Raw genomic sequence first — 22861 nt, forward strand, 5'->3', positions numbered from 1 at the left:
AAAAAGATAAGGGGGAGTTTTCTTTTTGAATGATTGCGTTTACAATTTAAACGAAGTACAAGGTGATCAGACAACTTGAGGAAGTGAACGGAATGAAAAAAATGCTGCTTGTTTACATTTTGCTAATCTCAGCATTTGCGTTGTATGTGTTGAGATTCGAATACACCAGTCAGGTAAACAGTTCATGGGAGGACCGTGGGCTGCGCGGTGATATCGGTGAGACGTATATCATGATTACATTCCAGTCCGGGCTGGAGTATTGGAAGAGCCCGCTCAAAGGATTCGAGGATGCCGGGGATGCACTTGGCGTGACCGTAGAATATCGCGGGGCTACCCGGTATAATGCGAAGGAGCAGACCATGGTAATCGAGCAGGCTATCGCTCGTAAACCCGCAGGCATTGCCATATCTGCAATCGATCCTCAATCGCTAGTACCAGCGATCAACAAGGCAGTCGACGCAGATATCCCTGTTGTCTTATTCGACGCGGATGCACCTGATAGCGAGGCCTATTCTTTTCTAGGGACAGATAATTACAAGTCAGGTGTAATGGCTGCCGATAAAATGGCTGAACTGCTGGGGCGTGAGGGAGAGGTCGCGGTATTAACCTTGCCTGGGCAACAAAATCATGAAGAGCGGACGAAGGGCTTCCGCGATACGATCAAGAAGAGATACCCTTCCATGCAGATCGTTGAAGTTGCAGACGGACACGGTGATGCGATGGTATCCAGAGACGAAACACAGAGAATGATGAAGGAACATCCCGAGCTGGCGGGTATTTTTGTGACTGAAGCCACCGGAGGAGCAGGGGCGGGGGAAGCCGTTCAAACTACCGGGGACAGACATCCATTGCAGATTATTTCGTTTGATACAAATAAGGCCACATTGGATATGATCAAGAACGGTACGATCTCAGCTACAATTGCACAGGGAACCTGGAATATGGGATATTGGTCACTCCAATATTTGTTCCATCTGCATCACCAGTTAACGGTTCCTGCCCCATCCTCATCCGGTGAAAATGCACCGCTTCCCGTGATGGTGGACACAGGGATCTCTGTGGTGACACGCTCGGATGTGGATGATTACTATGCCAAATAACAAGGAGGATTTCAAGAGTCCAAGGCCTTGGAGCAGGAGAGCAATTCTCTCAACTTTTAAGAATGGGATTCGGCGTTTACGCTTGCGTAATATGCCTCTTCGATACCAGCTGATGCTGCTTTTTCTGCTATTTGCCATTGTACCTTCCGTAGGGCTTGGGTTGCTTGTGAACTGGACGGTGGAGCGGGTAGTTGAACGACAGGTTGAAGGGCATACCATGCAGCTGATTGGCAAAGTGAATGAAGCTCTGAACAGCAAAATGGAGAATTTGCAGAATATGACCTATCTGATTGCATTTGAGCCGGATATTGATGCTTTTATGAACGACAAAATGCCGTTGAATGATGATGATGCAGACGGTGAACCGATAAACATGGGCACAATTGCCGAAACGGAGCAAAATCGGTTATATGGCATCAAACAAACCTTGCAGGGATTCACAACATTGTATCCTGAAATCGCCGGGATTGTTCTCGTCAATGCAAGTGGTGACTATATTAGCAACGAGATGTATCCCCGAGCAGAGCAGAGCCTGATCCAGGAAAATTGGTACCAAGAAGCCGCAGCCAATCCGGGCATATTCATGGTATTGGGCCAGCCAAAAGAGCGTAATCTCACGACACATGTACGGTACAAGGATGATGAGATTGTATCGGTTGCGCGTTCCATCACGGATGAAGCGTCAGGGCGTGTGCGAGGCGTTATTATGATTGATCTAAAACTAAGGTCCGTCTCTCAGGCTGCCCGTAATGTAACCTTGGGGAAATCCGGTTATGTGATGGTGACGGATGCAGAAGGTCAAAGTGTATACAAGCCGGAGCACCCCCTAATAGAAGACATTCCCACAGACTGGTTCCCCTCCGGTGAGAGTGGAACATTTACCGCCGAAACAGAAGGTGGAACGTTATTATTCATGTATCAGTCGTCTACCTTTACGGGTTGGAGAACGGTAGGAGTATTTCCCACAAGAGACTCCATATCCGAAGTACGCCAAATCCAGTTTTACGTGGTTAGCTTTGTATTTGTGGTGTGTTTGTTTGGCCTGAGCGCCTCTTCATGGTTCTCCCGTTCCATTGCTCAGCCCATTTTCCGGCTCATGTCCTATATGCGCAGGGCGGAGACCGGCAATCTCAGACCAGGTCGCTGGAGCGACCGGGCTGACGAGATTGGCATGCTTGGCAACAGTTATAACCGAATGCTGGTACAGATTCGACAACTGATATCACTAAATGAATTGCGGGAGCGGCAGAAACGCGACGCTGAAATGCGAAGTTTGCAGGAGCATATCAAACCACACTTTTTGTACAATACCTTGGATACAATTCATTGGATGGCACGCAAAGAGGGTGCAGAAGATGTATCCGGCATGGTTGGTGCGTTATCTCGATTATTTCGTATAGGGCTTAGTAAAGGACAGGATTACATTCCGCTGCATTCCGAGATTGAGCATATGACCAGCTATATGCAAATTCAGCAGACACGATACCGCGATCGTCTTCAGTATACATTGAATGTTCCAGAGGAACTGCGGGATCTTTTTGTGTTAAAGCTGCTGCTTCAGCCCCTGATAGAGAATGCAATCTATCATGGAATCAAGGGCAGGCGTGGGCCAGGACACATTCGGGTGGAGGCCAGATTGGAACATAACAGACTGCTGCTGACCGTTCAGGATAATGGAGCAGGCATGTCCAACGAACGGCTTGCCGAGATGCAGCAGCTGCTCGAAGCTCCTTTGGCAAGTTTGGAAGCGTCTACGCCTGGGATGACAGGCAAAAGTTATGGAATGTTGAATGTGCAGGCCCGTCTCCGGCTGTCCTTTGGCGATGAGTACGGTATTGTGCTGGAGAGCCAGGAAGGGGAAGGAACTAATGTGACCATTATTCATCCGTTGATGCGAGAGCTCCCGACAACCAAGCAAATCAGTAACGAAGAGAGGCAGGAGAGTGAATGGGAAAATTCATGAAGTCGACCGTGACAACTTCCACTGAAACAGATGAGACATCCGGATTGACTACAGTAATGGAGATTACGCCGGATAGCCATGTGGCGAAGAAATACCGCGTGCTCATCGCTGATGATGAACCGATCATTCGTGAGGGGATTCGGGATGCCATTGACTGGACAACTCTCGGGATGGAGGTTGTTGGTGAAGCGGAAGATGGCGAGGAAGCGCTGGAACGGGCGGCTGATTTGGGTGTGGATATTGTTCTCGTTGATATGAATATGCCATTCCTGAACGGAATCGAACTAATCCGTGCCCTTCAGCAGAAGTGCCCGGGCTGTCGTTACCTGATCATCTCGGGACATGATGAATTTGCATATGCGCAGGAGGCGGTTCGTCTTGGCGTAGAGGATTACATCTTAAAACCTGTGCAAGCAGAACAATTACATGCTGCGCTTGAGCGATTACATCAGCGACTTACTGAAGAGCACCAGAGGACGGCATATGTACAACAGGCAGCCCATCAGATTGAACGTAATATCCCGTTGCTTCGCCAGCGATTTATGCTGGAGTGGCTGGAGGGGCAGGCTGAAGGGAGGGATCTGACCGAGCAGCTTGTGTTTTTGCGGTTACCCGCCGTCCCACCTGTGCAGGTCGGGGTCGTACGCTGGCCTGCCGCTGAAGCTCGTCAGACGATACTGAGAGAGAATGATCGTCAGTTGTTTCTGTATGCAGTGGAAAATATAATCAGTGAACTGCTGGGGGACGTGCCACATGTCCTGTTTCGGGACGTAAGCGGGTTGATCGGCATGTGTCTGTGGCAGGAAGCCCCTGAAGAAATAGAGTCCCTTCTGGAACAACAGATTAGTTCTTGCCTGAATATTGCCATTCATGCTCATGTGGCGACACATGCAGGGACACTGGAAGAAACGCCGGATTCTTACCGTCATTGCCGTGAACGGGTATACGGAGAAGTGCAGTTGTCGCCTCTGGTTCGCCGGGCAAGACAACTTATTCACGAAGAATATGCCGAGCGGGAACTGACCCTGGAATCGCTCGCTTCCCGTCTACAAGTATCTGCCGTATATCTTAGCCGTGTGTTGAAGAAAGAGTTGAATGATTCCTTTGTCACGCTTGTCACGCATGCTCGCATTCGCAAGGCTATACAGCTTTTAGATTCAACAACACTGCCGATCCACACCATAGCTGAGCGTGTAGGTTATGATACCCAGCATTATTTCAGCACTGCATTTAAGAAAACAATGGGCATTTCGCCAGTGCAGTATCGAAAGAACGGGGGAACGGCTTATCATCCTTCTGCGAATTAAATATCGTATTACAGTTGTTCATTCAGACGTGTGATAATTGAAATGGATGTGTTCTACTTCGTGTGAAGCGAAGTGGAGCATGTCCTTTTTTTTTTGACTCTGGTATGGTATCTCATGGGTCACACTTGTATTTTAAGCGTTTCCATCAAAAGTTAAATTTTTATAAAAAAGGTTCAAAACGTGCAAAGACCTTACGGCTTCTCCAATGCTACCATTGGTCTCAGACAGGAACACCAAGCAACAGAATGTACCATATGCATTGTAAGCGTTATCTTAGAACTCATTCAGAACCGTATGACGTGAGGAAAGGGGAACTTCATATGAAAAAAGGAGCAATGCTCATCTGGCTTCTGGTGATGACCTTGATGCTCTCGGCCTGTAATCTGGCAGAGAGTGGCCCAGGCAGCAAAGAAAAGGGATATGTCGGTATATCGATGCCAACCAAATCATCAGAGCGATGGGTGGGAGACGGGGAGAACATGGTCCGTCTGTTTCAGGAGCAGGGGTACAAAACCGATCTTCAGTATGCTGAGGATGTGGTTGAAAATCAGATTTCACAGATTGAAAACATGATCACCAAAGGTGTGGATGTGATGGTTATCGCGTCCGTGGATGGCAATACATTAACGGATGTAATCAAGAAAGCGCATGACGAAGGGATCCAGGTGATCTCGTATGACCGGCTCATTCGCAATACGCCCTATTTAACCTATTATGCCACGTTCGACAATTTTAAGGTAGGTGTGCTTCAAGCCTCCTACATCGAACAAAAGCTTGGGCTCAAGGATGGAAAAGGACCATATAACATTGAGCTGTTTGGTGGCTCTCCGGATGATAATAACGCCTATTTCTTCTTCGACGGTGCGATGTCTGTGCTGAAGCCATACATCGATTCCGGCAAACTGGTCGTGCGCAGCAAGCAGATGACGATGGCCCAGATTGCGACCTTGCGCTGGGACGGTGCATTGGCCCAGTCAAGGATGGATAACCTGCTGAGTGCGTATTACTCGGGTGATAATCTGGATGCAGTATTATCTCCTTATGATGGAATCAGTATTGGTATCATCTCATCCTTGAAAGGGATCGGTTACGGTACTTCGAACAAACCGCTGCCTGTTATTACAGGACAGGATGCCGAACTTGCTTCGATCAAGTCGATTGTGGCCGGGGAACAGACGCAGACGGTGTTCAAGGATACGCGGAAGCTAGCGGAGAAGACGGTAGAGATGGCCAATAGCATTTTGCAAGGAAAACAGGCTGAAGTTAATGATAAAACATCATATAACAACGGTATTGAGGTTGTTCCGGCGTATCTCTTGGATCCCATCTCCGTGGACCGTACAAATGTGGAGCAAGATATCGTTGGTACCCAGTATTACACGAAGGAAGAAATAGGACTGAAATAATAAATGAAAGGAGCACATCCCATGGCCGGAATCATTCTGGAAATGAAAAACATCACCAAAACCTTTCCTGGCGTCAAAGCGCTGGAAAATGTCAATCTGAAAGTCCGTGAAGGCGAAATTCATTCCATATGTGGTGAAAATGGCGCAGGTAAATCTACGTTGATGAAGGTACTGAGTGGTGTATATCCACATGGCACGTATGAAGGCGACATTTTATTTCAGGGCAAAAATTGTGAGTTCAAGGATATTAAGCAGAGCGAGGATCTGGGGATTGTCATTATCCATCAGGAGTTGGCCCTGATTCCCTACCTTTCAATCGCGGAAAATATATATCTGGGCAATGAACGTGCCCACAGAGGCATTGTGGACTGGAAAGAAACATTTGTGGGTACACGAGAACTGCTCTCGAAGGTGGGACTGAGCGAAAATCCAAACACGCTGGTATCCAGCATCGGGGTAGGCAAACAGCAACTGGTCGAAATTGCGAAGGCGCTCTCCAAAAAGGTTCGGCTGCTTATTTTGGATGAGCCAACCGCTGCGCTGAACGAGGACGACAGTGAAAATCTCCTGCAATTGATGCTGGAATTCAAGAAACAGGGCATCGCCTGTATCCTGATCTCACACAAGCTGAATGAGGTATCCAAGGTATCCGATTCAGTGACCATTTTACGAGATGGCAAGACAATTGAGACGTTGGATATGAAGAAGGAAAAAGTGACGGAGGACCGGATTATTAGCGGAATGGTAGGACGTGATCTCACCAGCCGTTATCCGGAGCGTCATGCGACCATTGGTGAAGTTATCCTTGAGGTAAAAGACTGGACGGTATATCACGAACATCATGCCGAGCGGAAAGTACTGGATCAGATCCATATGAATATCAGACGTGGTGAGATTGTAGGTATTGCCGGGCTGATGGGCGCTGGGCGTACCGAACTTGCCATGAGTATCTTTGGCAAATCCTATGGCCGGAATATTTCGGGTCAACTCATTAAGAATGGCAAACCGATCCACAACAATACCGTCACAGAGGCTATTCAGAATGGGTTTGCTTATGTGACAGAAGACCGCAAGGAATACGGACTCATTCTGATGGATGACATCAAGCGCAATATTTCCTTAACGGGTCTGAGCAAGCTGACGCGAAACGCGGTAGTGAACGAGCGCGAAGAAGTGCTGGTCGCGGAAGAGATGAAGAAAAGCATGAATATCAAAGCACCAAGTATTTTGCAGAAGACCGGTAATCTGAGTGGTGGCAACCAGCAAAAAGTGGTGCTCAGCAAATGGATTTTTGCCGGACCAGATATTCTTATCCTGGATGAACCTACCCGCGGTATTGATGTGGGAGCGAAATTCGAAATCTATACGATTATTCATCGGCTTGCTGCTGAAGGCAAGGGCGTACTGGTAATCTCATCCGAGCTTCCGGAGGTTCTTGGCCTGTGTGACCGGATCTATGTGATGAATGCCGGACGAATCACCGGTGAAGTCAGCCGGGAGCAAGCATCGCAGGAAACGTTGATGAGATATATGACCAAGTCTGGAGGCGGCAAGCATGGAAATGATAACAAAACTGTTCAAAAATAATATCCGTCAATACGGCATGATTATTGCCTTGGTAGTGATTATGCTCTTGTTCGAGGTACTTACAGGCGGGCTGTTGCTCAAGCCGATTAATATTACAAATTTGATTTTGCAGAACAGCTACATTCTGGTGCTGGCGATCGGAATGGTGCTGGTCATCATTACCGGACATATTGACTTGTCTGTTGGTTCCATTGCAGCCTTTGTTGGTGCTGTTGCCGCAATTATGATGGTTGATTGGCAGCTTCCGGCTTGGCTTGCAGTCATCGCATCCTTGCTGGTGGGCGCTTTGATCGGTGCATGGCAAGGCTTCTGGATCGCATATGTACGAATTCCGGCATTTATCGTGACGCTGGCAGGGATGCTTCTGTTCCGCGGTTTGACGATGATTGTGCTGGAGGGACAGTCGATCTCTCCTTTTCCGGGTGGATTCCAGAAAATAAGCTCGGGTTTCCTGCCGGATATTCACTTCTCAGGCTTCGGTCTGGTATCCATTATTGTGGGTCTTGTGCTCACCGTCTGGTACATTGTCAATGAACTGCGGGAACGCCGTTCCCAGCGAAAATATGGATTCGAGGTTGTATCACAGGGACTATTTCTGCTCAAGTTGATTGTGGTGGCTGCCGTGACCAATCTGTTTACATTTGTACTCGCGAGTTACGCGGGAATTCCGAATATTCTGGTCCTGCTGTTTGTCCTGATCGTTGTGTACTCCTTCGTTATGAATCGTACTGTCATGGGACGGCATGTGTATGCGCTTGGAGGTAATGAGAAGGCCGCAGGTCTGTCTGGGGTCAAAACAAAAAAGGTTACCTTTTGGGTTTTCGTGAACATGGGTACGCTTGCCGCGGTATCCGGGTTGATCTTCGCCGCACGTCTGAATGCGGCTACGCCAAGAGCAGGTACCAACTTTGAGCTGGATGCCATTGCGGCCTGCTTCATCGGTGGTGCTTCCGCTTCAGGGGGGATAGGTACGGTATTTGGTGCCATCATCGGTGGTTTGGTTATGGGTGTGTTGAATAACGGGATGTCCCTGATTGGTCTCGGTATTGACTGGCAACAGGGGATTAAGGGATTGGTACTGCTGCTGGCTGTAGCATTTGATATCTATAATAAAAATAAAAGATCAGCGTAACACTTGGTAAAATGAAAAAACAGACCTTGATCTCAGGATCAGGTCTGTTTTGCTGTATGCACAACTTAGTTACATCAAGGCATCGAGGAAACGTGTGGCGATTCCAAAATAGATAAACAGGGACAATATATCATTCAATGTGGTGATTAATGGGCCAGAGGCAACAGCCGGATCGACTTTGAAACGACTAAGCAGAAGCGGGATGCATGTACCGGTCAGCGTACCAATGACAAGAGTGAGAAACAGAGATACCCCAATAATCGCGCCCAGCAGCCAGTCCCCTTGCCAGAAATAAGCAATGACGGTGATCAGTAATCCGCATACCAAGCCAATCATTGTGCCTACTTTGATCTCCCGGCCAATCAGTGCGAGTACGGTGGCTTTGTCGAGCTTGCGTCCGATTAGTCCTCGTACTACGACAGCCAGAGATTGCGTTCCTGTGTTACCGGTCATACCCGCGATCATCGGCATAAAGAATGCCAGTGCGACAACCTGATTCAGTGTATCCTCGAAAAAATCCACGATGCTTCCTGAGATTAGGCCAATCAGCAGTAATAGAATGAGCCAGGGAAGCCTGCGTCTGACGGCCACGAGTGGTTTGGTATCAAAGTCGATATCCTTGCTGCCGCCCCCCATCTTGGCCAAATCTTCACTTGCTTCATCCATAATAATATCGATGACATCATCCATCTGAATGATACCGCATAACCTGTGATTTTCATCCACCACCGGAAGTGCAATAAACTCATAACGCTGTAGAAGCTGTGCTGCTTCTTCCTGGTCCATATCTACCGTTGCATGGATCACCCGCCGGGTCATTAGTTCTTCAACCTGGGTCTTATCGTCAGCCAAGGCAAGGGATCGATAACTCACGACACCGACCAGTTTGCCTTCATTATCGGTTACATAGAGATAACTGGAGGCTGAGATATGCATAGTACCTTGCGATTGTCGTAAGGCCTCCTTGGCTGTCTCATGAGCGAGCAGGGTCCGATATTGATCTGTCATGATACGCCCTGCCGTCTCCGGCGGGTAATTAAGCACGGATCGGATAATAGCAGAGTGATCCAGGTTCATGTTGGACAGCAATTCTTCTCTGCGTTTGGCAGGCAAATCGTGCATGAACCGGATCAAATCACTTTTGTCCATCTGCTGCATGACTTCAAGTGTTCGTTCCGGCCCAAGTCGTTCAAACAGTTGAATCTGTTCGTGCAGCTTCAAGGTCTCGGCGAGATCCGCCAGAGCATCGGGTTTGAACAGGAGCAGAAACCGATTGGTTTCTTCTTCAGGGAACTTTTTATATACAAGTGAGAGGTCGTAGGGATGCAGTTCTTTCACCAATTTATAAAAATCGGGAAGGTTCCGGGATTGTACATGCTGCACGAGTTGCTCGGTGATCTCCTCCACGGAGAAATCTTTCTTGGTATGAGGTCCGTTCATATCGAAACTCCTTTCTAAACGTTCAGCTTCATATTTTTAAACGAAATGGGTTGGCAGTTAAACAAATGGAGAAAAAATGAGAGTCCCAAAATGATATTGTAATCTTGCTCAAACATTCGATATGGGCTTACAAACAGCCGCTGCAAGGATATACTTGTTGTACAGCAACAGACGAGGAGGACATGCGCTAGTGGAAGTAGATATCAGAACACAATTGTTCAGCATGGTTGAGCCGGAATATCAGAAATTCTCGGCTGCACTTATTCCCAACATCACGAATGTACTTGGTGTAAGGTTGCCAGCCTTACGAAAAATTGCCAAGCAGCTTGCCGCGGGGGACTGGCGCACGTATCTGGAAACGGCAGAGGACGAATATTTTGAAGAAGTGATGTTACAAGCAATGGTCATTGGACATGTCCAGGCTGATCTGGACGAACTGTTAAAGGCTATTGAAACATTTGTACCGAAGATTGACAACTGGTCGGTGTGTGACAGCTTCTGTGCGGGACTGAAATATACAAAGGTTCATTCGGAGCCCATGTGGGCGTTCTTGCAGCCGTATCTGAGATCAGATCAGGAATATGAGATCCGGTTTGGTGTGGTCATGTTGTTGAATTTTTATCTGAATGAGAGATATATTGATCAGGTTCTATCCGCATTGGATCACATTAGACACGAGGCGTATTATGTGAAAATGGCAGTGGCTTGGGCCATCTCAATGGCCTATGTGAAACAACCTGAGGTGACCATGCGTTATCTGAGGCATAATACCTTGGACGATTTTACGTATAATAAGGCACTTCAGAAAATCACGGAATCTTATCGCGTGGATCCGGAGAGCAAGCAGATCATCCGCAGTATGAAACGTAAGGTGAAGAAGCAGATTATCTCCTAGTTCTAGCATTAAGCATTCCACCGGGGAGAGGGCGATAAACGAATGAGAAAAAAGTTGATGTACACCACGATGCAGTTGGACGGTCGTCCATGGGTGCTGCTCGCTACGGAACAGGGATTGTGCCGAGTGGTTATGCCCAACGAAACACTGGAGGATTGGAACGGCTGGATACAGAAAGTAGCACCTGGCGTGGAACTGGAAGAGAACGAGCATGCTCTGAAACAAACAGGTATGATGGACTGGTTGCAGTCCTACTTTGCAGGAGAACCCATGGCTTATACAGATGCGATCCCACTGGACTTGATCGGAACGAACTTTCAACAAGAGGTATGGAGAGAGCTAGGGCGTGTGCCTTACGGTGAAATTCGGACCTATGGAGATATTGCCGCTGCGATTGGAAGACCTTCGGCTGTGCGAGCGGTTGGGGCTGCAAATGGAGCCAATCCAATTCCGGTTCTGCTACCATGCCACCGCATTATTGGGGCTAATCGCAAGCTGACCGGGTTCCGTGGAGGCCTGGAGATGAAGCGCAGACTGCTGGATATCGAACAGATTGAAGGCGTGACCGATGGAGGGCATGCGCGATTTCATTTTTAATAGACTCGCGTAATCAAGAAGATTAAGGTGATTGGACGGGACAGGCACGTATTGTGCCTGTTTTTTTGCATGTATTAAGGTAGAGTAATACAAACGTTTCGCATATGGAACACCAACGTTTTACGTATTTTTGCCCGGTGAAACCGTATGGTACCATGGATCATAGATCAATCGGTATCCGGGGGACGTAATGCCGGGTAAGAAAAGAGGGATGACATGATGAAGCAGGCTTATTGGTTAACCAACGTGACTGTGGAGCGGGGGTATGTTCGGGAGGGAGAACAGGTGACGGGGACGCGGACAAGCCCCGCTCATCTACGGATTGAAGATGGAGTGATCGCGGAGATTGTGGAAGGAAACAACCCGCTGTCTAGCGATCTACCACAAGTAGATGGCAAGGGACTTCTGCTGCTGCCTTCGTTCGAGGAGGCACATATTCATCTGGATAAAACCTACTACGATGGGCCGTGGACAGCCGTTAAACGGATCTCCAGTATTTTCGAACGTATTGAAGAAGAAAAGGTTCTGTTACCCAAGCTACTGCCAGATGCCCAGCGTCAAGCGAAGAGTATTCTGACCTTGATCCAGGGGTACGGCTCCACTCATGTACGTAGCCATTGCAATATTGAACCTGTCAGTGGCTTGAAAAGACTGGAAGCGACGCGGCAGGCTCTGGAATCATTTTCGGGGAAAATCTCTTCGGAAATCGTGGCTTTCCCGCAGCATGGACTACTTCGCTCGAATTCAGTGGAGCTTATGGGCCAAGCGATGCAGGAAGGTGCAACACATGTGGGTGGACTCGATCCCTATACCGTGGACGAAGACATCGAGAAATCACTGAATGCCATGGTTGAACTGGCTGTTCAGCACCAGGCGGGCATTGACATACATCTGCATGATGGAGGTCAGGCCGGCAAACAAACGCTGCTGGAACTCGCAAATCTGACAGAAACAGCAGGGCTTCAAGGTAAAGTTACGATAAGTCATGCGTTCTGGTTCGCCCGCGCAGAGCAGCAGGAAGCAGAAGATATGGCGCAGCGAATGGCTTCGCTTGGGATGAGCATTGCTTCCACGGTGCCCATCGGCAGAACGATGATGCCACTTCCCTTGCTCCATCGTATGGGCGTGGACGTGAAGCTGGCCACAGACAGCCTGACAGATCATTGGTCTCCTTTTGGCAATGGGGATCTGCTTGAGAAAGCGGGACGATTCGCAGAACTGTACGGATATAGTGACGAACTGTCCTTGTCTCAATCTTTGGCATGGGTAACAGGCGGTATTACACCGCTGGATTCACAAGGGGAACAGGTATGGCCGAAGGTAGGCGACACCGCGAGTTTTGTATTGGTGCATGCGAGTTGTTCGGCGGAAGCCGTTGCGCGGCGATCTGCGCGGCAGGCCGTATGGTACAAGGGGCAATTGGTGAGCGGATCGATATCGCATTGAGGACAATAGAGCGGGTGCAGCCACGGGAAACCGTGGTTTTTTGGCATGGGAAAAAAAGAGGAAAGAACTGTTCGCAACTACCACATTTTGGGTTATGATGGACATAGTTAATGAAGGGAGCAATACGAATGAAGATTGAATTTGCAACGGAAGCTGACTACGACTATATCTTGGATAGAGATCGGCATATCCATCATGCACTTTTGAAAACCAAGATCAATGAGAAAGAAATATTCATTCTATGGGACGAGGATGAGGACGAGGGATCAAGAGTTGGATGGATGAGGTACGGTTACTTTTGGGACAACCTTCCCTTCATGAATATGATCTGGATAGATGAACCCTATCGAAACGGCGGATATGGCAAAAAAGTAGTGCATCACTGGGAAAGTCTAATGAAGCAACAAGGCTTCGATACCGTGATGACTTCAACGCAATCAGACGAACATGCCCAACATTTCTATCGAAAGCTGGGGTATGTTGATGCAGGGGCTCTGTTGCTGGATACACAACCTTTGGAGATTATATTGATCAAGAAAATATAGTAAGTAAGCTGCAAGGAGAGATGATTGTGGATGTGAAGAAAGTAACCCTACAACCCATAACCAAAGAAAATGAACTTGAGTGCATCCACCTTAAACCACGGGAAGATCAGCTGGAGTTGGTCGCAAGCAATGCGGATTCATTGATTCATGCAACGAAGGAAATTACGTCCAAACCATACGGTATTTTGGCAGAGGATCAGATGGTCGGTTTTATTTTATTTGATAACGAGATCTACAATGACGGGTATTACTGGATTCTGCGCTTCATGATTGACGAGAAGTATCAGGGGAAGGGTTACGGCAAACTTGCTATTCAAGAAGTGATTCGTATGTTGCAAGAGAGAAGTGATTGCCAGCAAATCAGGGTATCGCATGTTCCGCATAATAGTGCGGCAAATGCGCTGTATAAGCGGTGCGGATTTCAGGACACGGGTGAATTCGAGGACAACGGTGATATCATTTTAAGTTATCAAGTGAGGTAACAGGGAGGGCAAGCTTGATGATAAGAGAGGCAGAAGCTAGGGATGCAGAGGTTATCGAAAGACTGTATAAAGAATTATTGCCGAACAACTTAAACACAAAGGTATTGGCAGAACGGATTGAAGAGGTTCGAAATAACCCAAACAGTTTCTTGTTCGTTTATGAACTGGGTGATCAGGTGATCGGCACGGCTCATTTACATATTTGTCTGGATGCTTTGGTGGAAAATAGACCCTTCGGCGTAGTTGAGCGGGTTATTATTACGGAACATGTGCAGAGCAAGGGATATGGTTCTGAATTGATGAAATATGTGGAAGACGTATGTGTACAGAAAAATTGTGTGAAGGTGTTTCTTACCAGTGGATCATCCAGACATGAAGCACATCACTTTTATACGAAATTGGGGTACGACGGAGAATCCAGCAAGGCATTTAAAAAGTATTTATAACATTCATCAGGGAAAAGGAAGTAGAAGCAAAGAAATGAAAGATAACAAACATCCGGTACAAGATCTCCGACTCATCGTTACCTTGTTCGTGGCTACTTGTTGTTGTTTAGGTGTTGTGATGTATTTACGTGTTCAAACAGATACAAATATGTATCGATTTCTAAGTTGGGATATGTTCCTGGCATGGGTACCATTCATCATCTCATCCTGCATTAGATACATATTTCATAAGAAATTAACCGCAACGAGCATGATATCTATGGCGCTGATGTGTGGAGTATGGCTCTTTTTTCTGCCCAATGCGGCCTACCTTTTTACGGAGATTCTGCATTCATTCCGATATTTTGATGCTCAAGGGGAGGTTCAATTTTGGGTTAATATTGATTTTTGGTATGGACTCACCCTGACGTTTGCCGTAGCGATCATCGGATTGCTGCTCTCGACTTGTTCGATCATTCAAATCCACGGAATGTTAAACCAATTAATAAATAAGTACATTAGTATGATGGTTGTCGGTGTTATTTTGCTATTGAGCAGTATAGGGGTCTACATTGGTAGATTTAATCGGTGGAATTCGTGGGATGTATTATCCCGACCTGGGAAGATCTTTGTGGATCTTGTGAATGATTTTAATGCAGCGAACAGCATAATGGTTGAGTTTGTCGCCATTGTATTTACGGTTCAACTTTTTGGCTACGTTATCGTATCTTTGCTAACCGCAAGGTCGGGCAACTAATTATTCCATTTGAAAGGGCAAGGATCTGAAACTATGAAGGCGATAACGCAGGAAATTACGGAAGAATTGTTGGCTGTGATGGATATGTACCAAAGAATCGCGCGGCAATTAATCGACCAACTGATATTGGAAACCGATCAGCCTGATCGGACGGAAATTCTCGCAGGGGCGTACCATTTGTTGTCCAATGCGGATGTAATCCAAGGAGAAGAAGAATTAACGGGGAACTGGTATTTTGATGTTCACGGCGAGCACTGTATGTTCAAGAATACAGAAACAGGGCAGACATTAGAGGTTTTCCTTGGTAGTCCAGAGGATGTGGGCAACATGGACCCCTACTTTTTTTACAATTTTATCAAAACAACGCCAGAGCTTGCCTACCTGACTTCGTATTTCGAGAATCCGTTTAAGGACATGTTGGATTTCTTCGAACGTATGGAGGCACAGCAGGTGTTAGTTCATGTTCACGGGGTGGCGTATAGAAAAATGATTTGATTGTTTGCCGTTTAATTAGAATTGAGGAGGAATTACGTATGAGTTTAACAGAATGGTCCATAGATATACTTCAATATGATCTGTCGGATGAATATTCGATTCGCAGAGCTGATTTTGCCGAATGGGGATTATTTTGCACGGTTTATTATGATATGCGTTATGTCGGATTTTTCAGGGAAGAAGAGTTCAGTTCTTCCAAGATCAGTGCCTACTGGATTTACAAAGGGGAAAGCAAAATAGGTGGCGTGAGAATGGAGCCTAACCGGATGTATCATTTATTTTTTATCCCGCCGTTCCAGCAGTGCTTTGAGGTATTGAAGCTTCTGAAGCATACATTAGTACAGTGGTCCGATCGCACCAAACGCATTCTGACCTTTGAGATTCTTCCAGACCAAGTTGATCTATACGCAAGAGCCGGATTCTGGCCAGTGGAGTTCAGATGCCGCTGGATGCAGCGGCCTACAGATCATTTTGAAATCGAATGGGACAGCAGGGTAACCGTAAAGAGTCCAGAGATTATTGAAAGTGAAACCGGCAATAGAAAATATGTGAATGAAGATGAGATTGCTCAATGTGACCTGGAGAGTTTTGCAGGAAGTCTTGAAGCTACACGAAGAAAACATAACACTCTTGCAGATTTTATACCAAGTGATGACCCTAATTATACCAATGAAATTCTGACCCAAGCATCCACGCTTGTATATGACGAGGAAACGGGACAGCTTATTGCAAATTGTCGCTTGTGCTTGCAAGATAATCAGGCTGCTGTATATAGCATAGGGGTTCGGCCGGCATATAGAGGTAGAGGGCTTGCTACACTGATGTTACAGAGAGCTTTGAATGAGCTTAAGGGTAAATATCCCGTGCTGCGATTGTATGTGATGCAAGGAAATGATGCGGAGTCCGTGTATCTGAATCTGGGCTTTATTCCGGGAGTACAGGAGATTCAGACGATGTACATTCCAGAGGAGGAATCACAATGAAGGTTGCCATCTTAACCGATATTCATGGGAATTTTCCTGCGCTGCAAGCGGTATTGGCTGATATCGATTCCAGAGAAGACATTGAGCATACATTTTGCTTGGGAGATATGATCGGCATCGGCCCTTACTCCAATGAAGTGATCGAGATGTTGTACAGTCGTGAAAATATGATAGCGATTTCGGGGAATCACGAAGAGGCCGTATTGAGTTTGCTCCAACATAAGAGTCCATTAGAAGGACATAAAGGCTTAGCCGAGCACCATGAATGGATTGGTCAACATCTAAGTGCAGAATCGATCAAGAGAATACAAGCTCTACCGAAGTTTGTTGAAAAAGAGGTAGCAGGACGTCGATTCCTTTTGACTCACTATCATATGAACAACGACAAGCTGGATGTCATCGATAAAGAACCATCAGGGACCAAACTGGACGCGAAGTATCAGGGGACGGCCCATGATTTGGTTTGTTTTGGTCATTATCATATTCTTCATTATTATAGGACAGATCAAAGAGTATATATGAATCCGGGAGCTTTAGGCTGTAACGATCTTGCCATTGCCAGATATGGGATTGTGGATCTTCAAGAGGGCAAACTGAATGTGAGATTCATTGGCGTTCCATATGACAACAGAGAGTATCTGCAGTCGTATGAACGGTTGAACGTTCCGGATCGAGCTTTTATTTTGAAGGCATTTCATGGGAATCAGTTGGAGAGAGAGTACGTGGGAGAGTGATTCTCGTAACAGCGTTTTGTTTTTTTGGAAGGAGAAATGCACATGGGAATGATCATTATGTTGGTGGTGTATCTGTTCCTCGGTATTTATGTTGTGAAAGTTGGAATAGATAACTCAAAAAATAGCCAGCACACCAAAGAAATATTATCAGAGTTAAGGGAAATTAAGGACCTATTGAAAGAACGAGGGTAAAGGAGGAGTGATGACTATGATTCACGACCTACAAGGGGAAGCCAATATGACACCTGTTGTCGGGATGTTATTATCCGCTGTAACAGAAAATAGCCAACGACTTAAATCAATTACAGAAGGTATGTCGCAAGAAGAAGTGGATTACAAAGGGGAAAACAACCAGTTTAATAGTACAGCTCAATTAATCCGACATATTACGTTCGTTGATATGAATTGGGTGTATAGAATAAAGGGATCTGTCCTTCCTCAGCGTTTAATAGAGCAATATGGCCCTATGATCGATGAAAATGATAGACTTCCGCTGGTTCAAGGTCTGGCACGTGACACACTTATCTCTCAATATGAGGGTGTATTAACCCTTCTAAAAGAGACATGCACACATTTAGCGGATGCTGATCTAGATCGAGTCGTTACTTTTGGACATCAGAACGAAAAGCAAGCTACGATACGTTGGGGATTATGGCACATGGCTGACCATAACCGTTATCATCAAGCTCATATTAATCAGTTAAGAAGATGGTTCCAAACATAAACTGATTGTTAATACAAAAATGGGGCTGCGATTAAACACTTGGAAAATAAAATGGTAACTGTCATAAAAGGACTAATCGAGAATGAAGGCAGAGTGTTAATTGTTAAGCGCTCACTAGTGGATGAGGTAGGCGCCGGAAGTTGGGAGACAGTAGGGGGGAACTTCACTTCGGAGAAGAATTGGAAGAGGCTCTGATTCGTGAAGCTAGAGAGGAAGTTGGCATTAAAGTTCAAATAGATGAATTACTGTTTGCCAATACGTTCTTTACCGATCCTCATCGACAGGTCATTCTTCTAATGTATTTGTGTAGAACTAAAGATCATCAAGTGAATCTTTCAGAAGAACATAGTGAATACAAGTGGGCAACCAGATCTGAATTATATCATTACCTGCCTTATGCAATTACTTCAGATCTGGAGAAATATAAAGTTTTTGAGAAAATCAAGTTAATCGATTAGGTTAAAAAATTCAACCCAATACACGAATAACAATATCCTGATCATGGTTACCAAAACCGGCACCATAGATCGTTAATCCGCCTACGTTGGGGCTTTCCTCGTCAACCGTAAAACGAAGCGTCCAGAACGGCTCGCTAAGCTTAATATCCGCAAGTGTGATGTCAGACATCCGCTCTCCATCCATGTAAGTACCGGAGGTATCGATACGAATGGTCTTTAATAATCCATACTGATTCACATTGCGATGCCACCATTCTGGCGTATATTTGCCGCGTGCTGCTCTGCCAAAGTCGGCAGGGCTTGTCCACGTTCCAAGAGAAATGCCATTGAAGGTGAAACGAATATCGGAAGGCCAATGATCTCGCAATCCCGGAGCTTCAGACGCCAGTTCCATCGAAATTTCAATCGCATCGGTTGTCTGATCAGGAAGGACAAAATTTGGTGTTTTATATTCAACATAGCCCTTCCCAAACCACAGGATAGCGGCGTGTACACGCTCAGGATCAAGGAAGTAACGTGGATCATCCCATACGCCGATTTCTTTCTCAAGTGTTCCTAGCCCACAGGTAGGGTGAATATCAAAAGCAGTGTAGTGTCCAACGGCTATCGTCTGTTCTCTGGTTCGTGAAGTTTGGCTTGCGGATGGCAGCTCGATCTCAATCTGATTTTGCTTGAGGTAACATAATTTGTGCGTCCCTCCGTTGATCCGAACGCGTCTGCTCCCAATTAGACCCGCATCCTCCAGTTTGCGAATATGCATCGTGACGATGGAGGGGCTAAGCTCTAATACTGCGGCAATATCCTTCACATTCATTTCGCGATCTGCAATTATGTCCATTATTTCCCATCTGACTTCGCTTGCCAGCGCCTCATATAAAGGAAGGAACTGGGGCTCTCCATTTGCTTTGATCATCTGTACAACTCCCTACCCTCAATCTTCTAAAATCACATATATATTAATTTAATAAAATTAGCTCCAAGATGCAATTCAGATTCATTGCAAGTTTACGCCCGATGGTGTTTAATTTTTGTAGTTGTTACAAAGTTGAATTCTTATATATGTGAATTTTATATTAAGAGGTGGAGTGAAGTAATGAAATACAATAACCCTGTTGTAAAAGGTTTTTATCCAGACCCTAGTGTGATTAAGGTGCACGATACCTACTATATGGTGTGTAGTTCTTTTCAATATTTTCCGGGCGTACCGCTCTTTGAAAGCAAGGATTTGCTGAATTGGAAGCAGATTGGTCACTGCCTGACTCGTAAAAGCCAGATTCAACTCGAGACGGTGGACAGCTCCGGGGGTGTATTTGCCCCAACCATCAGGCACAATGACGGGCGTTTTTATATGGTCACAACCAATGATACGACGCATCAGAATTTCTATGTCTGGACGGACGATATTTACGGAGAATGGTCTGAGCCTATTTATGTGGATCAAGGCGGGATTGATCCCGATTTGTATTTTGAAGATGGAAAAACATTGTTTATGAGTAATGGCGTTGATGATGAAGGCATTGGCGGAATTGTCCAGTGTGAGCTTGAGATTGAAACTGGCCGCAAACTTAGTCCAAGTCGTTCGATATGGAACGGAACAGGTGGACGATATCTGGAAAGTCCGCATCTGTATAAAATGAACGGTTATTATTACCTGCTTGCAGCCGAAGGCGGCACCGAGTATGGTCATATGGTTACATATGCTCGGGGCACTTCTTCTTCGGGACCGTTCGAAGCCTATGCGCACAATCCAGTTCTGACCAACCGCAATCTGGGAGGTTATGAGTTGCAGGGAGTAGGGCATGGTGATCTGGTTCAGGATGATCGGGGGAACTGGTGGCTCTTTCACCTGGGATTCCGACAGATTGGCAAATGGGCTACGTACCATCATCTGGGTCGAGAAGTATTTCTGACTCCAATTACGTTTGGTGAAGACGGATGGTTTACAGCCGGGCATGAAGGCACAACGCTGACGAGTTTTGAGACGGATCGCATTCCCGACACGGTGATCCAGCAGGATAAGAAGAATTATACGTTTGAAAATACAGACTGGAACCTCGACTGGTGTTATCTTCGTCATCCAAATACAGAGCATTATCAGCTTGAATCAGATAAGCTTACGCTAACAGGAACCGATGTAACACTGGACGTTCCGGCATCCCCAACGTTCATTGGGCTACGTCAAAAAGACTTTAATGCTACGATTTCTGTCGATGTTAGTCTGACGAGTGGAGAAGCCGGGATCACGATCTACATGGATGAGAATCATCATTATGAAGTGGCTATTCGTGGGCAGCAGAACGGTTATAAGGTGGTCGAGCGTCTAAATATCGGTGATATCAAATCGATAAAACATGAAGTAGATCTGGGAAATAAACAGTATGCAACGCTGGTGATCTGCTCAAGCCAAGAACGCTACAGTTTCCTGTTTCAAGCAGATGGTGAAGAGATTCTGCTGGGCACGGCACAGACGAGATACCTATCCTCGGAGGTGGCAGGAGGTTTTACGGGCGTACTTATTGGGTTATACGCGAGCGGGCAAGATACTTCAGCTGAGTTTACAAATTTCAAGTGTGATTATCATTAAGAAGTTAAGGGGAGGGCCTAAGGGTCCTTCTCTTTTTTTTAATTTGTGTCAAAATATAGATATATTAATCAATGCCAATAGAAGAGAGGTATGCAAACTTGGAAGTACATTATAAAATGCCGGAATCATTAGAAGGCATCGTTCGAATAGATAAGGAATTACGTAAACAACATAATGCGACCCTTCATGATTATGTGGGGTTTTATATTAGTTTTAACAATGATGATGATCGATACTATTGTACGCCAGATGATGCCATTATATTTGGAAGAATAGGGGCAGATGGTGACCATTTTGCTTTTTTCACGTTTAACAGATCCATTAGTGATTTGGAAGAAGCTCCGGTTATCTTTATCCAACCTACGGCGTTTGGTAATCAAGTAACTTTAGTTGCCAGAAACATTAAGGATTTTATAGCATTATTTATTAATCTTAAGGAAGTATATGTTTTGGAGAGATTTCGATTTTATAAAAACAAACTAGATTTTATGAACGACTATAACGATAACTATATGGAAGATATAAAGATGCGAGAGAGTGAAAATCAATTAATTATTGAACTGTTAAAAGAGAAAATTAAAGGGATAACAGAAATTGATGATGTGTACGAATACATGATGGAATCCAAAAAACAAATAGAACTAGGGATAAACAATGATGATTTTGCATGATATCAATATGGCATCACTAAATAATCTACATGTAACAAAAGGTTAAAAGAACGTGTTATTTAATTATATAGCTTGATTGGATAACCAAGGAGGAGTTGTATGGAGGGTCAATGGAGAATTGCAAAGTATGATCCGGCATGGCGTAATTTGTTTCTCGAAACGGGTTCGAAATTAAGAGAAGCGTTAGGAGAAAAGGCCGTGCGGATTGATCATGTTGGGTCCACTTCAATTGTGGGAATAGACGCTAAACCTATTATAGATATACAACTATCTGTTTCTAATTATAAGAATCTGTTGGACTACAAACATGAGATCGAAACCGTCGGATTTGTATTCAGAGCAGAAAATCCGGATAAGACTAAACGTTACTTTCGTGAAGAACCCGGAAACAGAAGGATACATATACACGTTAGACAGGTAGGCGGTTTCTCCGAGCAGATGACCTTGCTGTTCAGAGACTATCTAAGGGAACATCCAGAAGATTGTTTGAACTATGCGGAAGAAAAGCACAGACTCATGTCATTGTATAAAGATCAGCGTCTCAAATATGTTGAAGGAAAAGGACCAATGGTGTGGGGCATATTACAGAGAGCACACAGTTGGTCTCAAGAAATCGGATGGCAACCGGCAAAATCTGACGCATGAGCACATCCAATGAATAGAGATAACTGTATTGGAGTGATGAGATGAACATGGGAAGAAAGCTGATAACAACCGTTCTAACCATCATTGGTTTTACTTTGGCTGCAAGTCTCATATCGATGAATGAATCCTACAGTTTTGATTTTTACATTGTTATTTATCTGGTATACGCGACTCCCTTGATCCTGTTGATCGGGCTACCTTTATCGATATTGCTAGACTATCTGCTCAGCCGAATACAATTCCCTAATCATGTGTTGTATCTAAGTACGAGGATATTAGGCTATGCATGTGCTGGAGTTTTAGGCATGTATATTTATTATCTGGTCATGGGCGCAGGAGAAGCAATCTTGGATTTCAAAGAGACGTTAGTTCTGACCTTGTTTGGCGTTCTTGCCGCTATCCTATTTGTACTGATTGATATGAGATTGGAAGTTTTGTTAAAGGTACGAAGAAGAAAGATTTGAATTAAATTGATTTGTCAGGAG

The 22861-nt window shown here is 45.5% G+C and carries 25 protein-coding genes; 23 read left to right on the plus strand and 2 right to left on the minus strand.

Features of this window, described 5'->3' with window-relative positions:
• Positions 1-92 precede the first annotated feature (92 nt).
• The 6 genes from IFU39_RS14470 (at position 93) to mmsB (ending at position 8495) form a co-directional block, all read left to right on the plus strand.
• Positions 93-1100, plus strand: coding sequence for a substrate-binding domain-containing protein (locus IFU39_RS14470; protein ID WP_105601748.1), 1008 nt, complete (start codon positions 93-95; stop codon positions 1098-1100).
• 91 nt (positions 1101-1191) lie between these two features.
• Complete coding sequence (locus tag IFU39_RS14475; RefSeq protein WP_105601846.1) at positions 1192-3063, plus strand: cache domain-containing sensor histidine kinase; 1872 nt, start codon at positions 1192-1194, stop codon at positions 3061-3063.
• Positions 3064-3071: 8 nt separating this feature from the next.
• Entirely contained in the window at positions 3072-4370 is a 1299-nt protein-coding gene (locus tag IFU39_RS14480) for a response regulator (RefSeq protein WP_374954430.1), read from the plus strand.
• A 320-nt stretch (positions 4371-4690) separates the two neighbouring features.
• Positions 4691-5776, plus strand: coding sequence for a multiple monosaccharide ABC transporter substrate-binding protein (chvE, locus tag IFU39_RS14485; protein ID WP_036674459.1), 1086 nt, complete (start codon positions 4691-4693; stop codon positions 5774-5776).
• Between the two features lie 21 nt (positions 5777-5797).
• Complete coding sequence (gene mmsA / locus IFU39_RS14490) at positions 5798-7363, plus strand: multiple monosaccharide ABC transporter ATP-binding protein (RefSeq protein ID WP_105601745.1); 1566 nt, start codon at positions 5798-5800, stop codon at positions 7361-7363.
• Entirely contained in the window at positions 7332-8495 is a 1164-nt protein-coding gene (mmsB, locus tag IFU39_RS14495) for a multiple monosaccharide ABC transporter permease (RefSeq protein ID WP_091020326.1), read from the plus strand. The genes mmsA and mmsB overlap by 32 nt, the downstream gene beginning before the upstream one ends.
• A gap of 69 nt (positions 8496-8564) precedes the next feature.
• Here mmsB and mgtE read toward each other — a convergent pair whose 3' ends face one another.
• Positions 8565-9935, minus strand: a complete 1371-nt coding sequence (gene mgtE / locus IFU39_RS14500; protein ID WP_091020324.1) for a magnesium transporter — start codon at positions 9933-9935, stop codon at positions 8565-8567.
• Positions 9936-10125: 190 nt separating this feature from the next.
• Here mgtE and IFU39_RS14505 point away from each other — a divergent pair, with 190 nt between their 5' ends.
• From IFU39_RS14505 to IFU39_RS14565, 13 genes are all read left to right on the plus strand, one after another.
• The gene (locus IFU39_RS14505) at positions 10126-10830 is read left to right on the plus strand and encodes a DNA alkylation repair protein (RefSeq protein ID WP_105601744.1); all 705 of its coding nucleotides are present in this window, start codon (positions 10126-10128) and stop codon (positions 10828-10830) included.
• Positions 10831-10872: 42 nt separating this feature from the next.
• Positions 10873-11427, plus strand: coding sequence for a methylated-DNA--[protein]-cysteine S-methyltransferase (locus tag IFU39_RS14510; protein WP_091020321.1), 555 nt, complete (start codon positions 10873-10875; stop codon positions 11425-11427).
• A 219-nt stretch (positions 11428-11646) separates the two neighbouring features.
• Positions 11647-12873, plus strand: a complete 1227-nt coding sequence (locus tag IFU39_RS14515; protein ID WP_105601845.1) for an amidohydrolase — start codon at positions 11647-11649, stop codon at positions 12871-12873.
• Positions 12874-13001: 128 nt separating this feature from the next.
• Positions 13002-13418 (plus strand): GNAT family N-acetyltransferase, encoded by a 417-nt coding sequence (locus IFU39_RS14520; RefSeq protein WP_105601742.1) that lies wholly within the window; start codon positions 13002-13004, stop codon positions 13416-13418.
• 26 nt (positions 13419-13444) lie between these two features.
• Complete coding sequence (locus tag IFU39_RS33225; protein ID WP_181155584.1) at positions 13445-13900, plus strand: GNAT family N-acetyltransferase; 456 nt, start codon at positions 13445-13447, stop codon at positions 13898-13900.
• Between the two features lie 17 nt (positions 13901-13917).
• Positions 13918-14346, plus strand: coding sequence for a GNAT family N-acetyltransferase (locus IFU39_RS14530; RefSeq protein WP_181155583.1), 429 nt, complete (start codon positions 13918-13920; stop codon positions 14344-14346).
• 172 nt (positions 14347-14518) lie between these two features.
• Entirely contained in the window at positions 14519-15082 is a 564-nt protein-coding gene (locus tag IFU39_RS14535; RefSeq protein ID WP_244661000.1) for a DUF1361 domain-containing protein, read from the plus strand.
• Positions 15083-15115: 33 nt separating this feature from the next.
• Positions 15116-15577, plus strand: a complete 462-nt coding sequence (locus IFU39_RS14540) for a DUF6896 domain-containing protein (protein ID WP_105601736.1) — start codon at positions 15116-15118, stop codon at positions 15575-15577.
• A gap of 38 nt (positions 15578-15615) precedes the next feature.
• Positions 15616-16560: a GNAT family N-acetyltransferase gene (locus tag IFU39_RS14545; protein ID WP_105601735.1), complete on the plus strand. Its 945-nt coding sequence runs from the start codon at positions 15616-15618 to the stop codon at positions 16558-16560.
• Positions 16557-17294, plus strand: coding sequence for a metallophosphoesterase family protein (locus tag IFU39_RS14550; RefSeq protein WP_105601733.1), 738 nt, complete (start codon positions 16557-16559; stop codon positions 17292-17294). The genes IFU39_RS14545 and IFU39_RS14550 overlap by 4 nt, the downstream gene beginning before the upstream one ends.
• Before the next feature lie 42 nt (positions 17295-17336).
• Entirely contained in the window at positions 17337-17486 is a 150-nt protein-coding gene (locus tag IFU39_RS14555) for a hypothetical protein (RefSeq protein WP_165790026.1), read from the plus strand.
• A 16-nt stretch (positions 17487-17502) separates the two neighbouring features.
• Positions 17503-18018 (plus strand): DinB family protein, encoded by a 516-nt coding sequence (locus IFU39_RS14560; protein ID WP_091020305.1) that lies wholly within the window; start codon positions 17503-17505, stop codon positions 18016-18018.
• A gap of 140 nt (positions 18019-18158) precedes the next feature.
• Positions 18159-18476 carry an NUDIX domain-containing protein gene (locus tag IFU39_RS14565; RefSeq protein WP_223199759.1) on the plus strand — a complete coding sequence of 106 codons (318 nt, stop codon included), beginning with the start codon at positions 18159-18161 and terminating at the stop codon, positions 18474-18476.
• A gap of 10 nt (positions 18477-18486) precedes the next feature.
• On the opposite strand, the gene IFU39_RS14570 is transcribed toward IFU39_RS14565, so the two are convergent.
• On the minus strand, positions 18487-19389 hold the full coding sequence (locus tag IFU39_RS14570) for an ArsR/SmtB family transcription factor (protein ID WP_105601732.1): 903 nt from the start codon (positions 19387-19389) through the stop codon (positions 18487-18489).
• Between the two features lie 180 nt (positions 19390-19569).
• Here IFU39_RS14570 and IFU39_RS14575 point away from each other — a divergent pair, with 180 nt between their 5' ends.
• The 4 genes from IFU39_RS14575 to IFU39_RS14590 all read left to right on the plus strand — a co-directional run bounded on the left by IFU39_RS14575 (position 19570) and on the right by IFU39_RS14590 (position 22840).
• Complete coding sequence (locus IFU39_RS14575) at positions 19570-21060, plus strand: glycoside hydrolase family 43 protein (protein ID WP_192133294.1); 1491 nt, start codon at positions 19570-19572, stop codon at positions 21058-21060.
• Between the two features lie 98 nt (positions 21061-21158).
• Positions 21159-21731 carry a hypothetical protein gene (locus tag IFU39_RS14580; protein WP_105601729.1) on the plus strand — a complete coding sequence of 191 codons (573 nt, stop codon included), beginning with the start codon at positions 21159-21161 and terminating at the stop codon, positions 21729-21731.
• Positions 21732-21830: 99 nt separating this feature from the next.
• The gene (locus IFU39_RS14585; protein ID WP_192133296.1) at positions 21831-22376 is read left to right on the plus strand and encodes a GrpB family protein; all 546 of its coding nucleotides are present in this window, start codon (positions 21831-21833) and stop codon (positions 22374-22376) included.
• Positions 22377-22417: 41 nt separating this feature from the next.
• Positions 22418-22840, plus strand: a complete 423-nt coding sequence (locus IFU39_RS14590; protein WP_105601726.1) for a hypothetical protein — start codon at positions 22418-22420, stop codon at positions 22838-22840.
• Positions 22841-22861: the final 21 nt, after the last annotated feature.

Source organism: Paenibacillus sp. CFBP 13594 (genome assembly GCF_014842675.1).
GTDB lineage: Bacteria > Bacillota > Bacilli > Paenibacillales > Paenibacillaceae > Paenibacillus > Paenibacillus amylolyticus_B.